The 15,724-nt window shown below is 57.0% G+C and carries 13 protein-coding genes and 1 other RNA gene; 6 read left to right on the top strand and 8 right to left on the bottom strand.

What is annotated here, in order from left to right:
* Positions 1–6: 6 nt before the first annotated feature.
* The 4 genes from sufB to F0320_RS08845 all read right to left on the bottom strand — a co-directional run bounded on the left by sufB (position 7) and on the right by F0320_RS08845 (position 4,324).
* A complete protein-coding gene (gene sufB / locus F0320_RS08860; RefSeq protein WP_047651397.1) occupies positions 7–1,497 on the bottom strand; it encodes a Fe-S cluster assembly protein SufB in 1,491 nt (496 codons plus the stop codon).
* An 8-nt stretch (positions 1,498–1,505) separates the two neighbouring features.
* A complete protein-coding gene (gene sufA, locus F0320_RS08855; RefSeq protein ID WP_008500631.1) occupies positions 1,506–1,874 on the bottom strand; it encodes a Fe-S cluster assembly scaffold SufA in 369 nt (122 codons plus the stop codon).
* Positions 1,875–2,186: 312 nt separating this feature from the next.
* Complete coding sequence (locus tag F0320_RS08850) at positions 2,187–2,915, bottom strand: MerR family transcriptional regulator (RefSeq protein WP_047651396.1); 729 nt, start codon at positions 2,913–2,915, stop codon at positions 2,187–2,189.
* A gap of 188 nt (positions 2,916–3,103) precedes the next feature.
* Entirely contained in the window at positions 3,104–4,324 is a 1,221-nt protein-coding gene (locus tag F0320_RS08845; RefSeq protein ID WP_126328332.1) for a diguanylate phosphodiesterase, read from the bottom strand.
* A gap of 338 nt (positions 4,325–4,662) precedes the next feature.
* On the opposite strand from F0320_RS08845, the gene ycgZ reads away from it, so the two are divergent.
* The 4 genes from ycgZ to fdhF all read left to right on the top strand — a co-directional run bounded on the left by ycgZ (position 4,663) and on the right by fdhF (position 7,877).
* Positions 4,663–4,902 carry a regulatory protein YcgZ gene (ycgZ, locus tag F0320_RS08840; RefSeq protein ID WP_023311324.1) on the top strand — a complete coding sequence of 80 codons (240 nt, stop codon included), beginning with the start codon at positions 4,663–4,665 and terminating at the stop codon, positions 4,900–4,902.
* 4 nt (positions 4,903–4,906) lie between these two features.
* Entirely contained in the window at positions 4,907–5,227 is a 321-nt protein-coding gene (locus F0320_RS08835; protein ID WP_047651394.1) for a hypothetical protein, read from the top strand.
* A 29-nt stretch (positions 5,228–5,256) separates the two neighbouring features.
* Positions 5,257–5,535, top strand: a complete 279-nt coding sequence (locus F0320_RS08830; protein WP_023617825.1) for a biofilm development regulator YmgB/AriR family protein — start codon at positions 5,257–5,259, stop codon at positions 5,533–5,535.
* A 191-nt stretch (positions 5,536–5,726) separates the two neighbouring features.
* Positions 5,727–7,877: a formate dehydrogenase subunit alpha gene (gene fdhF / locus F0320_RS08825; protein ID WP_149323855.1), complete on the top strand. Its 2,151-nt coding sequence runs from the start codon at positions 5,727–5,729 to the stop codon at positions 7,875–7,877.
* 88 nt (positions 7,878–7,965) lie between these two features.
* Here the strand turns inward: fdhF and F0320_RS08820 are convergent, their stop codons facing one another.
* The 3 genes from F0320_RS08820 to ydiJ all read right to left on the bottom strand — a co-directional run bounded on the left by F0320_RS08820 (position 7,966) and on the right by ydiJ (position 11,709).
* Entirely contained in the window at positions 7,966–8,160 is a 195-nt protein-coding gene (locus tag F0320_RS08820) for a YdiH family protein (protein ID WP_003857766.1), read from the bottom strand.
* Between the two features lie 85 nt (positions 8,161–8,245).
* Positions 8,246–8,656, bottom strand: a complete 411-nt coding sequence (menI, locus tag F0320_RS08815; RefSeq protein ID WP_126328330.1) for a 1,4-dihydroxy-2-naphthoyl-CoA hydrolase — start codon at positions 8,654–8,656, stop codon at positions 8,246–8,248.
* A complete protein-coding gene (gene ydiJ, locus F0320_RS08810; RefSeq protein WP_149323856.1) occupies positions 8,653–11,709 on the bottom strand; it encodes a D-2-hydroxyglutarate dehydrogenase YdiJ in 3,057 nt (1,018 codons plus the stop codon). Before ydiJ ends, menI begins: the two co-directional genes overlap by 4 nt.
* Positions 11,710–11,907: 198 nt before the next feature.
* Between ydiJ and ydiK the strand changes: the two genes are divergently transcribed.
* Together ydiK and rprA are read left to right on the top strand one after the other, a co-directional pair.
* Complete coding sequence (ydiK, locus tag F0320_RS08805; RefSeq protein WP_033145295.1) at positions 11,908–13,023, top strand: AI-2E family transporter YdiK; 1,116 nt, start codon at positions 11,908–11,910, stop codon at positions 13,021–13,023.
* A 209-nt stretch (positions 13,024–13,232) separates the two neighbouring features.
* An RNA gene (gene rprA / locus F0320_RS08800) (antisense sRNA RprA) lies at positions 13,233–13,340 on the top strand.
* 5 nt (positions 13,341–13,345) lie between these two features.
* Here rprA and F0320_RS08795 read toward each other — a convergent pair.
* Positions 13,346–15,721 (bottom strand): glycoside hydrolase family 3 N-terminal domain-containing protein, encoded by a 2,376-nt coding sequence (locus tag F0320_RS08795; RefSeq protein WP_126328328.1) that lies wholly within the window; start codon positions 15,719–15,721, stop codon positions 13,346–13,348.
* Between the last annotated feature and the right edge of the window lie 3 nt (positions 15,722–15,724).

Here is a 15,724-nt window from a genome sequence, read left to right as displayed (position 1 = left end):
CTTTCCTTAACCGACGCTGTGTTCAAGACTAATGGCGAGGAGTTTCTGGGCTTCAACGGCAAATTCCAGCGGCAGTTCAGAGAACACGTCCTTACAGAAGCCGTTGACGATCATTGAGATGGCGTCTTCTTCGCTGATCCCGCGCTGCAGGCAGTAGAAGAGCTGATCTTCCCCAATCCGCGACGTCGTCGCCTCGTGCTCAAGCTGGGCCGTATTATTACGGCACTCGACGTACGGGAAGGTATGCGCCCCGCAGTCTGCGCCAATCAGCATCGAGTCACACTGGGTAAAGTTTCGCGCATTGGTGGCCGTCGGCATGATTTTCACCAGCCCGCGATAGCTGTTCTGGCTGTGCCCGGCGGAGATCCCTTTCGAGATGATGGTCGACCTGGTGTTTTTACCAATGTGGATCATCTTGGTGCCGGTATCGGCCTGCTGATGGCCGCTGGTCAGCGCCACCGAGTAAAACTCGCCGATGGAGTTATCCCCGCGCAGGATGCAGCTCGGGTATTTCCAGGTGATGGCAGAGCCGGTTTCAGACTGGGTCCACGACATCTTGCTGTTTTCACCTTCGCACAGCGCGCGCTTGGTGACGAAGTTCAGGATACCGCCGGTATTGCCGTCGCCGGGGAACCAGTTTTGCACCGTGGAGTATTTCACCTCGGCGTCTTTATGGATGATGACCTCCACCACCGCCGCGTGCAGCTGGTAGCTGTCGCGAACAGGGGCGGAGCACCCTTCGATGTAGCTGACGTAGCTGCCTTCATCCGCGACCAGAATCGTGCGTTCGAACTGGCCGGTTTTTTCGGCGTTGATACGGAAATACGTCGACAGCTCCATCGGACAGCGCACGCCTTTCGGCACATAGATAAAGGTGCCGTCAGAGGCTACCGCCGCGTTGAGCGCCGCAAAGAAGTTGTCGTTAGAGGGCACCACGGTCCCAATGTACTTTTTGACCAGTTCCGGATGATCGTGAATCGCTTCACCGAAGGAGCAGAAAATGATCCCCTGCTCCGCCAGCTTCTCGCGGTAGGTGGTCGCCACCGAGACGGAGTCGAAAATGGCGTCTACCGCCACCTCTTTCCCTTCGCGAACGGGCACGCCAAGCTGGTTAAAGGCTTCTTCCACCTCTTTGCTGAGGAAGCTGTTTTCAGCGCCAGTTTGCTGCACCGCGCCGGGCTGCGAGGCGCAGGTGTCGTCACAGCTGCCGCAGGAAGGCGCAGAGTAGTAGCTGTAATCCTGATAGTTCAGCTTGTCATAATGCGCTTTCAGCCAGTGCGGCTCTTCCATCTCCAGCCAGGCGCGGAAGGCGCTCAGGCGAAACTCCAGCATCCACTCGGGCTCGTTACGTTTGGCCGAGATCGCCCGCACGACATCTTCGTTAATGCCTTTCGCCAGCTCATCGGTCTGCAGCTGGGTGAAGAACCCCTCTTTATAGTTGAGGTGTCCACCGCCCCAGGTATTTACTTCACTCGTTGCTTCAGTATTACGAGACATAGCACCGCCTATACCCCAAAGCTTTCGCCACAGCCGCATTCGTTCTGGGCTTTCGGGTTATGAAATTTGAATAACTGGTTTAAGCCTTCGCGGACGTAGTCCACTTCGGTGCCGTCGATAAAGGGCATAGCCTGCAGCGCAACGTACAGCTTCGCGCCGTCAGTCTCGAACACCAGGTCATCTTTCTCGGGTTCGGTGACGGTGTCGAGCACGTAGCCGAAGCCCGCGCAACCGGTCTGTTTGACACCCAGGCGCACGCCGAGGATCTCGGGCTTTTTCGCCACCAGCTCGTGAATATGTGCCGCCGCCGCAGGCGTGAGCGTCAAGCCGCGCCAGGCGAAATCGGCAGGATTAAAGGTTTCTGAATGCAGTTCCATAGGTCCACCTCATCTGATAAGCCATCAGGGCATAACACCATGTTAGTGATAACGATTATCACTTCAACCCTCTGTCAGCAGGGGCATTCGGCTAAAGCGCCCTTTTTGCCTGGTTTTATTAAGCATAGACCCTGTGAGAGGATGCAGTCAGGATGGATGTATTTGTTCAATGCATTGATTAATAATGCATTTTGTGGCGGCATTCATAACGAAGAGGAGAAAAGTAAAATATGCATCGGAAATGCCTATTTTTGAGATAGATTTTCTTCAGAAAATGACAAAAACAAAAAAGGCCCTCAAGGCCTCTTACGATCAGTGATGAAATGAGACAGCAAATCCCTGTTCACGCCAGTGGTCGAGCTGTTCCTGCTGGCGAGGCGTTGGTGATTTCCCCGTCCAGACGAAGATTTTTTGCCCGGGAAACAGTTCAGGACGCGGCGAATCGATGGGTTCCGCCAGGACGTCAATGTGCCAGCCCTTCTGCGCCAGGCGCGCAGCCTCCAGCCACAGGTGGGTGCGGTCATCACATTCCCAGCCAATCAGCAGCGCGTCTTTACCGGTTTTTTTGCGGGACTCCGCCAGGCTTGCAATCGCAAATTCAATCAGAACGCCGTCAAACAGGCTCGCCATGTGACGCACGGTGTTTTGATCCTGATTCATGCGCTGACGGACGGGAGAAATAATATTGTCAATCAGCGCATCTATCGCGTGATCGCGGCGGAATTCGCCCATTTTGGCGCGCAGCTTTGCCGGGCTGGCGTAACGCAGAACGGTCATCATCTCTTCCTGGAACGAGACCCAGTTGCCCTGCGTCAATACTTCTTTGTTTTCCAGCAAGGCTTTGACTTTTCCGACCGAAACGCCGCTTTTCATCAGGCGCTTGATCTCTTCGATACGCAGGATATCTTCATCGTCAAACTGACGATGACCCCCTTCGCTGCGCTGCGGCTTCAACAATCCATAACGGCGCTGCCAGGCACGCAGCGTAACGGGGTTGATACCGCATCGTTCGGCCACTTCGCCGATACTGTAATAGGCCATTAACTCCCTCACGCTCAGAACTTCCATACCTAACTGCACCAACCTTATCAGATTGTACACACCATTTGTATAACTAAGACCGCATTTTGAACGGGTGAACGGGGTTCTTTCCCATCCACCTGTAAATACATTGTTGTATAAAATTTGCCGTTCGTACAGTTAACTCTGCCGGATTGTGTACAGCTTTATCAAAAGTCGAACTTTTTCTCCGGCCACGCAATCGGGGGAATACCGCCGTGTCGCGGGCTGGCAAAAAGATGTCCCTGGAACTGGGAAATCCCGGCGGATTCCAGCCACATCCACTCTTCAGCCTTCTCTACTCCTACCGCGCAGAACTGGATCTCAAGCGAGGCACAGCATTTGATGATTGCCTGAATAATGGCCTGTCGGGGGCCACTTTTGTGCACGTTCGCGACCAGATCGCGATTAATCTTAATTCTGTCCGGCTGGAACTGCGCCAACAGCTGCAGCCCGGCAAAACCGGCGCCAAAGTGATCGATCGTCACGCTGATACCCGCGCTTTTTAACTGCCTGACCGAGTCCGTAAAGTCATCAAAGCGGGAAATGGCTTCGCTTTCGGTGAACTCCACCACAATTTGCTCGGGGACAAACCCATTGGCTTCAATCGCGGTGAGCAGGAAATCCACGGCGTTGGGGATGTTAACCAGCGTCATGGGCAGCAGGTTAAGGGATAACGTCTGCTCCTGTAGCCCCAGCGCGCTGGCCATTGAGAGCGCCACCTGCTTGCTGCGTAAATCAGAGGCATACACCTCGTCACGCGGCAGATTGGCAAAGTAATCTCCCGGTGCGCCGCCGTCAGGCGTGCGGAGAAGCGCCTCCCAGGAGACGACCTGCTGCATAAACGGATCGACTATCGGCTGGAACGCGAAGCTGCAATCCGCCCCTTTCGCAACCACCTCGGGCTGCGCGGACAGACGCGTCTCTTCGCGCACGAATTCCCAAGAATCCGCAGGGGGCAGTTCAAAATAGTTCGCTTTTTCCGTAGCCTCGACAAAGGTGCGGAAGAACTGCAGCGGGCGATCGTTATACGTCAGCTGATAGCGTGTCGTCCCCCTGTTGAGCACCTGCTGCAGCACTTCGTCCCTGTCGAAGTGGCGCAAATCAAAAAGCTCCATGCCCGCGTTGCCAAAACGCCGGACAGGTCCGTGATCGCGCATCAGCTCTACCACATTATGGTGGCGCGGGTCGTTGCAGATCTGCTCATAGATGGCAGAAACATCTTCCACTGGCCCTTCAAGCAGCTGAAAAAAATGTGTGCCGTTAAACAGCAGGATCCCCGTGATATTGGATTGCCGGTTTTTACTATTTGCAGCAGCGACCATTGCTTCCAGCGCTTTCACTGGAACGTCCTCGCAGATATGACTGCGGTAAATGATGGTTGTGAGCATGCTATTCCTGGGGGTTAGGGTTTTGGCCACAAAAAAGGTGGATAAGGATCATTTATAGCACATTAATTGCCTGACAAATAATTTACATCTCAACCATTTACGGCATTTGATGATGCTTTTTTCCAGGCTGTACAACTTATCAGCGCCCGAGCTTTTTGTACAATATATCCTGTAACATTACCGGTCCACAACAACCTAATAACCAAATGAAAATAAAGCACTTTATAAAAAATATCATAAAAATATTAAAAATCTGTACATTTTGAGTGTACAGATTTAGAAATTATGTATACCTTAATTGTAACGTTAGTGATTACAAAATTTTACAGGAGCGAAACATGCAGCAGAAAGGTTACGTCGCAGATTCCGCAGCAGCAATCGCACAGTACTTCGAAAAAGCCGTGCTTCCTACCCAGCAGGAGACGCTGGGCCAGGTCGTTGTTGAAATTCTCAGCGACGGGCGAAATCTGAATCGCAAATCGCTCTGTACCAAACTGCTCAGCCGCCTCGAAAAGGCCGATGGCCCGGAAGAGGAAGAGCATTACCATAAGCTGCTTGGTCTGCTCTTCGAACGGTAAGGATATGAAGAGCAGTAACGCAGACAAACTGATCGACACGCTTATCGGTGAAGCCGTTCTCTCTCTTTTGAAAGAGCGGGGGCCAGTGACAACCGAAGGATTGCTGCAGCGTCTGCGGGTCATGGAAGAACATGAAAAGGATCCCCGGCGGCGGGAGACACTTGCGGTGGTGATTGCTGAGATCGGCTCAAACAGCACCGCCTTTACACGTCGCAGAACCGCGCAAGGACGAACGAAAAGAGAGGGACCTCTCAACGATAAGAAAGACAATGTAGTGCCGTTATTTGGAAGTGGAAAACCGTCCGACCCCAAAAAAATACATTGACTGCAATTTAACAGCTACGGTGAGAACAAATGAGACAAAATATTCAGCTTCAACCCGAGTACCACTCTGCTTTTTTAGACAGTGCGCTGTCGGAATATTTCCGTCATGCAGGCGATCGTTTTGCTGAAGAGTCCGCTGTTTTTTCAACTGCAGTACGCTGTGTTCTGGCCTCTGAAGGCCATCTGTCCAACAAAGCGATCATCCTCTGGCTCATTCAGACGCTGGAAGCGACTAACGACGTTGTCCAGGCGGACGTGATTCGCAAGACGCTGGAAATTGTCGTGGGCTACACCATGGACGACCTGTAATTTCACGGCCCCTCATCCAGCTCTCGTGTCATCGTCAAAACTGACGAATGTTCTGACGATGACACGCGCCCTCCCCGCTTAACACCCTGTAAAACCAGCAAAGCCAATCTGGCACGGTTCCTGCTTACCTCCCTTTACGGGACTGGGTTTTCCAGTCAACTTTGCTTCATTTCTTAACAGGTCTGTTATTGATGAAAAAGATCGCCAGCGTCTGCCCGTACTGCGGTGCAGGCTGTAAATTAAACCTTGTCGTAGAAAATAACCGTATCATCCGTGCCGAAGCGGCAGAGGGCGTCACAAACCAGGGCACCCTGTGTCTGAAAGGCTTTTACGGCTGGGACTTCCTCAACGATACCCGTCTGCTCACCCCGCGCCTGACCCAGCCGATGATCCGCTACCACAAAGGCGAGGCATTCACTCCCGTTACCTGGGAAGAGGCTATCCGCTACACCGCGCATAAGCTCAGCAGCATTAAAGCGCAGCACGGGCCGCGGTCAATCATGACCACCGGATCCTCTCGCGGAACCGGGAATGAAACAAACTATGTGATGCAAAAATTTGCCCGCGCGGTGCTGAACACCAACAACGTGGACTGCTGCGCGCGAGTCTGTCACGGCCCTTCCGTGGCTGGTTTACAGGAAACGCTCGGCAACGGCGCGATGAGCAACTCAATCAACGATATCGAAAACTCAAAATGCCTGCTGGTGTTTGGCTATAACTGCGCGGACTCCCACCCTATCGTCGCCCGACGCGTGCTGAAAGCGCGGGAAAACGGCGCAAAAATCATCGTCTGCGATCCGCGGCGCATTGAAACGGCGCGCATCGCCGACCAGCATCTGCAGCTGAAAAACGGCAGCAACATGGCGCTGGTAAACGCCTTTGGCTACGTGCTGCTGGAAGAGGAGCTCTACGACAAAAGCTACGTGGCGCGCTTTACCGAGGGGCTTGAGGCCTATCGCCAGACGGTGAAAGACTATGCGCCGGAGAAGGTTGAGCATCTTACCGGCATTCCCGCCCGCGACGTTCGCCAGGCGATGCGCACCTTCGCGGCGGCCCCTTCCGCCACCGTGATGTGGGGGATGGGCGTAACCCAGTTTGGTCAGGCCGTGGATGTGGTCAAAGGGCTTTCCAGCCTGGCGCTGCTGACCGGCAACCTCGGTCGCCCTGCCGTCGGCGTCGGGCCGGTGCGCGGACAAAACAACGTTCAGGGCGCCTGCGATATGGGCGTTCTGCCGAATATGTTCCCCGGCTATCAGGATGTGACCGATCCGGCGGTCAGGCAGAAGTTTGCCGACGCCTGGGGAATTGACGTCAATAAAATGGACGATCGGGTCGGAACGCGCATTACCGAGGTGCCCCATCTGGCGCTGGAAGGCAAGGTCAAGACCTACTACATCATGGGGGAAGATCCGCTTCAGACCGAAGCCGATCTCGGTCTCGTTCGCAGCGGTTTTGAGGCGCTCGATTTTGTGGTGGTTCAGGACATCTTTATGACCAAAACGGCAGAAGTGGCGGACGTACTTCTCCCGGCCACCTCCTGGGGTGAACACGGCGGCGTCTTTACCTGTGCCGATCGCGGGTTCCAGCGTTTTGGTAAAGCCATTGAGGCCAGCGGCAACGTGAAGCGCGACTGGGCGATCATCAGCCTGCTCGCCACCGAGATGGGCTACCCGATGCACTATGACTCCAACAAGCAGATCTGGGATGAGATGCGCGAGCTGTGCCCTCTCTTCTACGGCATGACGTATGAAAAAATGGGCGAGATGGGCCACGTGCAGTGGCCGTGTCCGACGCTGGATCATCCGGGAACGCCGTACCTGTACAAAGACAATCAGTTCGACACCCCAACCGGTAAAGGGCAGCTCTTTGCCGCACCGTGGCGCGCGCCGGCGGAAACGCCGGACGCGGATTTCCCGCTGGTGCTGTGCACGGTGCGTGAAGTGGGACACTACTCCTGCCGCTCGATGACCGGGAACTGCGCCGCGCTGCAAAGCCTGGCCGATGAGCCGGGCCGGGTGCAATTGAACCCTGCCGATGCGGACAAACTGGGCATTACCGACGGCCAACTGGTCTGGGTGCGTTCGCGTCGCGGCAAAGTGATTACCCGTGCCAGCATTAGCGAGCGTATCAACACCGGGGCAGTCTATATGACCTATCAATGGTGGATTGGCGCCTGCAACGAGCTGACCCAGGATAATCTCGATCCCATCTCCAAAACGCCGGAAACGAAATACTGCGCGGTTCAGCTGGAGGCGATTGAGGACCAGCGCTGGGCGGAGGATTTTGCGGCGTCTGCATATCAGTCCATGAAGTCGCGGCTGATTAGCGCGGTGAATGTCTGAGGAAAATATCGGGTGGCGTCACCGCCGTCCGATACTGAATTTCAGACACAAAAAAGGCCGCAGTCGCGGCCCTTTTATTCTCATGTACTCAATGGACGTGAACGCCCAACCGCCAGGCAAAGTAGATCTCTTCTTTCAGTTCATTCGAAGAGAGCGCCAGCAAATCTGTAAATTCCAGCTCAAGCTGTTTCAGCTTTTTCAGGTACTGCGCCGGAGACAGGTTGCTCTTATCGCGACGTAAATATTCAATTGCCAGCTGTGTTGGGGTTATTTCAGTATCCATGATGTCCTCGCTTATGTACAAAACCTGACCAGTATATCACAACGGACTGGCTAGTTTTTGACCAAAGGCAAAACATCTGAAAACTTTACACAACCGCCGTGGTCAGCCGCGACGAGCAGCACAGGCGATCCTGCTCATCGAGAATCTCTATCTGCCACACCTGATGGCGGCTTCCGGCGTGCAGCGCGCGGCATACGCCGCGCACGCGCCCGCTGCGCACCGAGCGAATGTGGTTAGCATTCACCTCTAATCCGACAACCTTCTGCTCCCCTTCGGTACAGAGATACCCCGCCACCGAGCCCAGCGTTTCGGCCAGCACGACGGAGGCCCCGCCGTGCAATAAACCAAACGGCTGGTGAGTGCGACTATCGACGGGCATGGTGGCCTCAATTTCATCGTCGCCAATGCGGATGAACTGGATATCCAGCAGCCCCACCATATTCCCCTCGCCCATGGCGTTCAGCGCCTGCAGCGTCACGGCACGTTTCCAGATCATCCAATTATCTCCAGTAAAGCCTGCAATGGGTGACGCACACCGTTACCTTCTACCCGTTTTACCTGGCTGCGGCAGGAGTAGCCCGTCGCCAGACAGCGGTTTCGCGGCAAACGCTGCATCGCCTGATGCCAGGACAGCTCATAGATGCCGAGCGAGCTGGCGTGGTTTTTCACTTCGTGTCCGTAGGTTCCGGCCATCCCGCAGCAGCCTACGTTGACGCTCTCCAGCTTCGCACCGAAGCGGGCAAAAACGGACGCCCACTGCGCGGGGGCACCCGGCAGCGCGGTCACTTCCGTGCAGTGGCCGAACAGATACCACGGTTCACCGCTGACGTCCTGAACGGCCTTATCTGCCAGCGCCACCGGAAGCCACTCGTGCACCAGCATGACGTTAAAATCGCCGCGCTTATCGCCCAGCGTCTGCTTATATTCATCGCGATAGCAAAGCACAAGCGCCGGATCGACGCCGACCATCGGTATCCCGAGTTGCGCCACGCGGTTTAAGAAGTCAGACGTTTTCTGCGCGGTCTTCGCAAATCGCTTCAGGAAACCTTTAATGTGCTGCGCCTTGCCGTTGGGAGAGAACGGCAGCACAACCGGCTGGTAACCCACTTTCTCCGCCAGACGGACGAAATCGGCCACGACCTGCGCATCGTAGTAGCTGGTGAACGGATCCTGCACCACCAGCACCACACTGGCTTTTTGCTCCGGAGCGAGCGCCTCCAGCTGTTCGAGGGTCATGTTTGCCGAACGGTGGCCGACAAGCTGGCGCTGCAGAGACGGGACCGACAGCAGCGGGAGATCGACCATGCCGATGTGTTTTTCGGAGAGCTTGCGCACCAGCGGTTGGTTGATAAAGAAGTTGAAGGTCTTTGGCGCCCGCGCCATCAGCGGCGCGTAGCTTTCCACCGTCGCGACCAGATGGTCGCGCACCGGGCGGAGGTATCGGGTGTGGTAAAGCTGCAGGAAACGCGAGCGGAATTCCGGCACGTCGATTTTAATCGGGCACTGGGTGGAGCAGGCTTTGCAGGCCAGACAGCCGGACATCGCCTCTTTCACCTCATGGGAAAAATCATACTCGCCCTTGTTGGCATGCCAGCTGTTGCGGGTGCGCTCAATCAGCGAGCGCAGGCTGGCCCGTTTTTCCGGCAGCTCCTGCTCCAGCTTGAGCGGATCAACCCCGCGGTCGGCCAGCAGACGCAGCCATTCGCGCACCAGCGTCGCCCGCCCTTTCGGAGAGTGGATGCGGTTGCTGGTGATTTTCATCGACGGGCACATCGGGCTTTTCACGTCAAAGTTAAAGCACAGGCCGTTGCCGTTGCACTCCATCGCGCCGCGCCATGAGGATCGCACCGCAATCGGGATCTGCCTGTCGTACGTGCCGCGCTTGACGGCGTCCACCTGCAGCATCGGGGCATCGACGCCTTCCGGCGGACAGATTTTACCCGGGTTAAGGCGGTTATGCGGGTCAAACGCCGCCTTCACCTTGCGCAGCTCCGCGTAGAGCTGTTCGCCGAAGAATGCCGGGCTGTATTCCGCGCGGAACCCTTTCCCGTGCTCCCCCCACAGCAGGCCGCCGTATTTGGCGGTTAAGGCCACCACGTCGTCGGAGATCTGCTTCATCAGGATCTCCTGCTGCGGGTCGCACATGTCCAGAGCCGGACGCACGTGCAGTACCCCGGCGTCGACGTGGCCGAACATGCCATAGCTCAGGCCGTGGCCGTCCAGCAGGGCGCGAAACTCAACGATATAATCCGCCAGGTGCTCGGGCGGCACGCAGGTATCTTCGGCAAAGGGAATGGGCTTCGCCGCCCCTTTCGCATTGCCGAGCAGGCCCACGGCCTTTTTACGCATCGCATAGATACGCTCGATCCCGGCCAGATCGTTACAGAGCTGCCAGCCGATGACGCCGCCTTCACCCTGCGCAATCAGCTCATCCAGACGCTGGCAGAGCGTGGTGACTTGCCGTTCTATCAGCTCCGCATCGTCGCCGGCAAATTCCACGATATTGAGACCGAGCATCTCTTTATCCGGCACGTCGGTAATGAGGTCGCTTACGGAGTGCCAGACAATATCTTCCCGGGCAAGATTGAGCACCTTAGAGTCGACGGTCTCCACCGACAGCGCCTGCGCTTGCACCATAAACGGCGCATTGCGCAGCGCGGAGTCGAAGGAGTCATATTTGACGTTCACCAGACGGCGCACTTTCGGCAAGCGGGTGATATCCAGCCGCGCTTCGGTAATAAACGCCAGCGTCCCTTCGGAGCCGGTGAGCACGCGGGTTAAATCAAACTGGGTCAGGTCGTCGTTAAAGACGTGTCGCAGGTCGTACCCGGTCAGGAAGCGGTTCAGTTTGGGGAATTTATCGAGAATAAGCTGGCGGTTGTCGCGGCAGCGTTCCAGCACGGTGCGATAGATACGCCCGCTGGCGGTGTTGTCTTTGCCCAGCGTTTCCGCCAGTTCAACCGGCATCGGCTGGGTATCGAGGATATCGCCGCCCAGCAGAACGGCACGCACGCCCAGCACGTGATCGGAGGTTTTACCGTAGACCAGCGAGCCCTGCCCGGAGGCATCCGTGTTAATCATCCCGCCAAGGGTCGCGCGGTTGCTGGTGGAAAGCTCAGGGGCAAAAAAGTAGCCGTACGGCTTGAGATACTGATTAAGCTGATCCTTGATGACGCCCGCTTCGACCCGCACCCACCCCTCTTCCGGGTTGATCTCAATGATGCGGTTCATATAGCGCGACATATCAACAATGATGCCCTGGTTCAGCGCCTGACCGTTGGTCCCGGTGCCGCCGCCGCGCGACGTAAAGACCAGCGAGGCAAACCGCTCCTGCGTGGCCAGCCGGGCGATAAGCGCGACGTCGGCCGTTGAACGGGGGAAAACCACGGCATCGGGAAGAAGCTGGTAGATACTGTTATCGGTCGCCATCGTCAGCCTGTCGGCATAGTTCGTGGCGGTATCACCTGTAAAACCCTGTTGCTCCAGTGCCTGCAAAAAATTAAGCACCAGCTGAACGACGCCAGGTGCCTGAGAAATCTGTGGGATCATTACTGTCGACCCTAATTAGAGTTGTGGGAATCGTTTGCGTGTATCTTAAAAGTTTTATCACATTTTTTTCTTATAATCTCTGCTGAATTACAGGCAGAATTCGCCTGTTAAAAACCGCTGAGATCATTAATGATTAAAGAGACGCGGTTTTCCGTTCCCGCCAGTCGTACTGGCGTTCTTTTAAGGAAAGTTTCATTTATGGTCAATCTTCGCCAGCCCAGGGATGTTGCGCAAATTTTGCTGTCGGTGCTGTTCCTGGCCCTCATGATTATTGCGTGTCTGTGGATTGTTCAGCCCTTTATTCTCGGCTTTGCGTGGGCTGCGACCGTTGTCGTTGCCACGTGGCCTTTGCTGCTGCGCCTGCAGAAGCTGCTGTTCGGCCGTCGCGGGCTCGCCGTGCTGGTCATGACGCTCCTGCTGTTCCTGCTGTTTATTATTCCGATTGCCCTGCTGGTGAATAGCCTGGTGGATTCCAGTGGCCCGGTTATTCGCGCCATTAGCAGCGGCGACCTGACGCTGCCGGATCTCGCCTGGCTGAACAGCATTCCGCTGGTGGGCGCCAAGCTCTACAGCGGCTGGCATAGCCTGCTGGAGATGGGCGGCAGCGCGCTGATGGCAAAAGTCCGCCCGTACATTGGCACCACCACAACCTGGTTTGTCGGTCAGGCGGCGCATATCGGCCGCTTTATGATGCACTGTACCCTGATGCTGCTCTTCAGCGCCCTGCTCTACTGGCGCGGTGAACAGGTGGCTTTAGGCGTTCGTCACTTTGCCACCCGCCTGGCGGGCAAACGCGGTGACGCGGCGGTACTGCTGGCCGCACAGGCCGTGCGCGCGGTTGCGCTGGGCGTGGTGGTCACCGCGCTGGTGCAGGCGGTGCTCGGGGGGATTGGTCTGGCGATTTCCGGCGTACCGTACGCTACCGTGTTCACCGTTGTCATGCTGATGACCTGTCTTGCGCAACTGGGACCGCTGCTGGTGCTGGTTCCCAGCATTATCTGGCTCTACTGGACGGGGGATACCACGTGGGGAACGGTGCTGCTGGTCTGGAGCTGCGTGGTCGGCACTATGGATAACGTCATTCGTCCGATCCTCATCCGCATGGGTGCGGACCTGCCGCTGATCCTGATCCTTTCCGGGGTCATTGGCGGATTGATTGCCTTTGGCATGATTGGCCTGTTTATTGGCCCGGTGCTGCTCGCCGTCACCTGGCGTCTGTTCTCTGCCTGGGTGCATGAAATTCCGCCGCCGGGAACTGACCCGGACGTGATTTTGAGCGAACTGGAAGAGCTGGAAGAGAAGAACACGCATTAAGGTTTGCTGCCGGGTGGCGTTAACGCTCACCCGGCCTACACTCTCTCGCATGATACTTAAACACTGCTAAAGTATTTATTCATTGCCCACTGGTCAGACCCGCCTTTTCAGCAGTAAGTCTGCTCATAACCTCAAGAATTCTTTACCTCTCTTTAACTATTGAGACGAATCCGATCGACGCTAAAAGCGGACATGCCTACTATTATCACACGGTTATAAATCAACACCTTGATTTATAAGCATGGAAATCCCCTGAGTGAAACAACGAATTGCTGTGTGTAGTCTTTGCCCATCTCCCACGATGGGCTTTTTTTTATCCTGACTACGCGCCTTGAACCTCACAGGTACTGAGCATCCGCCATTCAGCAGACAGCACCCGCGTTTCCCCTGTCGCATTGACCGTCACCGCCTCGCGGATATCCGCCGACGATGCGCCAACCTGCAGCTCAAACTCGCCCGGCTCAACGATGCGTTTTCCGTCGCGACGGGTGAAGTTGAACATCTCAACCGGCAGCGTAAAGGTGAGCGTGGCGGTTTCTCCCGGCGAGAGCGTGACGCGCTGGAAGGCCTTCAGCTCCTGAAGCGGCCGCACCTGCGTGGCGACCTTATCCCTGACGTAAACCTGCACCACCTCGCTGCCGCTGCGCTCTCCGGTATTGGTGATATCCACACTGAGTACCACCTCGCCGTCGACCGGCACGCTGCTTTCGGCGACGCGGGCTGAGCCCCAGCGAAACGTCGTCCAGCCGAGGCCGAAGCCAAACGGGTAACGCGAACCGAAATGGAAGGCAAACGGCGTGCCGCCGCTTTTGAGCTTGTGATTGTAGTAATACGGCATCGCACCGGCGCTTTTCGGCACGCTCACCACCAGACGGCCCTGCGGCTCCGCACGCCCGGTTAACACGTCCGCAATCGCCCAGCCCCCTTCCTGCCCCGGTGCCCACGCCATCATCAGCGCCGCGACCTTATCCTCCAGCCCCTGTAGGTTGTATGGACGCCCCCCGGTCATCACGACAATCACCGGTTTGCCGGTGGCGACCAGCGCTTCCAGCAGCTGTTGCTGTACGCCCGGCAGGTTCAGGGAGTCGGTATCGGAACCTTCCCCCACGGTACCGCTCTGGAACAGCCCGGCGAGATCGCCCACGCAGGCCACCACCACGTCACTCTCCTGCGCGGCGTTCACGGCCTCGGGGATCGGGGCGGTACTTTGCGATACGGGCGACTGCTGCATCGGTTTGCCGCCGCTGTCGCCCGGGAAGACCGGCGCGCCCGCCATCCGTTTTTCGATGATGTGGCACCCTTTGGCATAGCGCACGTTCGAGGCACCGAGATACTGCTCCAGCGCCGCGCGCGGGGTCGTGACCTGCGAAGTTTCTTCCACCATATCGCTGATGATCAAATGCACCGGGAAGCTGTAGCCGCTCAGTAACGCCAGCGGATCGTCTGCCGTCGGCCCCACTACCGCCACACGGGGTTTGCCGCCGAGCGGTAAAATCCCGTTGTTTTCCAGCAGCGTGATCGATTTTGTCGCCACCTCCCGCGCGGCCTGCCGGGTGATCTCATTTTGCAGATCGATACCGTTTTCATCCGCGTACGGCTTTTCAAACAGGCCAAGGCGGAATTTTTCCGTCAGCGTACGCGCCACGATCTCATCGACCTTCGCCATAGAGATCAGCCCGCGCTCTACCGCTTCCGCCAGATGCCGCGCGCAGTCGTCTTTCGGCAGCTCAACGTCCAGCCCGGCGTTGAACGCCAGCGAGGCAGATTCGGCCGCGTCGTGGGAAATCCCGTGGTGCTGGTGCAGCAGGCTGACGCCGCCGTAGTCCGCGACAATAATCCCGTCGAACCCCCACTGCTCGCGCAGGACGGTGGTCAGCAGGAAGCTGTCGCTGTGCCCCGGCTGGTTATCAATATCGTGGTATGCGGGCATAACCGAACCGGCGTTTGCCAGCTTGACCGCCATTTCGAACGGCAGCAGGAAGGTGTCGTTAAGCTCGCTGAACCCGAGGTGCACCGGCGCATGGTTGCGCGCCCCCTCGCTGAACGAATGACCCACGTAATGTTTCAGGGTTGCCAGCAGGTCGCGCTTATCGCCCTGTAAACCCTTCACGTAGGCGGTCGCCATCACGCCCACCAGCCAGGGATCTTCCCCGAAGGTCTCTTCGGTTCGCCCCCAGCGCACGTCTCGGGACACGTCCAGCACGGGTGCCAGCCCCTGCTGGCACCCGACGGAGCGCGCCTCTTTGCCAATCTGCTCTGCCGCACGCAGCACCAGCTCCGGATCCCAGGTCGAACCGTAGTTCAATGACGACGGGAACAGGGTGGCGTCTTTGCACAGCAGCCCCACCAGGCACTCTTCATGGAACAATGCCGGAATGCCGAGGCGCGTCTCTTCCATCATCATGCGCTGCAGGCGATTCGCCGCGCGCACGCCGGTTTTCGCATCAACGATGTGGGTGCCCAGCGGACGGGTGATCTGTCCGACGCCCAGCTTGAGCCGTTCGCTGAGCGCAGCCTGCTCGCTCACGCCGGCGAATTCGTCACTCAGGTCGCTGCGCTCGCGGTGGTTACCGTTTTCATCGAGGATCAGCCAGTACGCGTGCATCTGGGCGAACTTCTCTTCCGGGGTCATGCGCGCCAGTAAATCGGCGACGCGCTCGTGCACGGGACGTCCCGCGTCCTTATAGATAGCTGTCATGTT

This window comes from Enterobacter dykesii (assembly GCF_008364625.2).
GTDB classification, from domain to species: Bacteria; Pseudomonadota; Gammaproteobacteria; order Enterobacterales; family Enterobacteriaceae; genus Enterobacter; species Enterobacter dykesii.
This window is presented reverse-complemented; position numbering and strand designations above follow the sequence as displayed.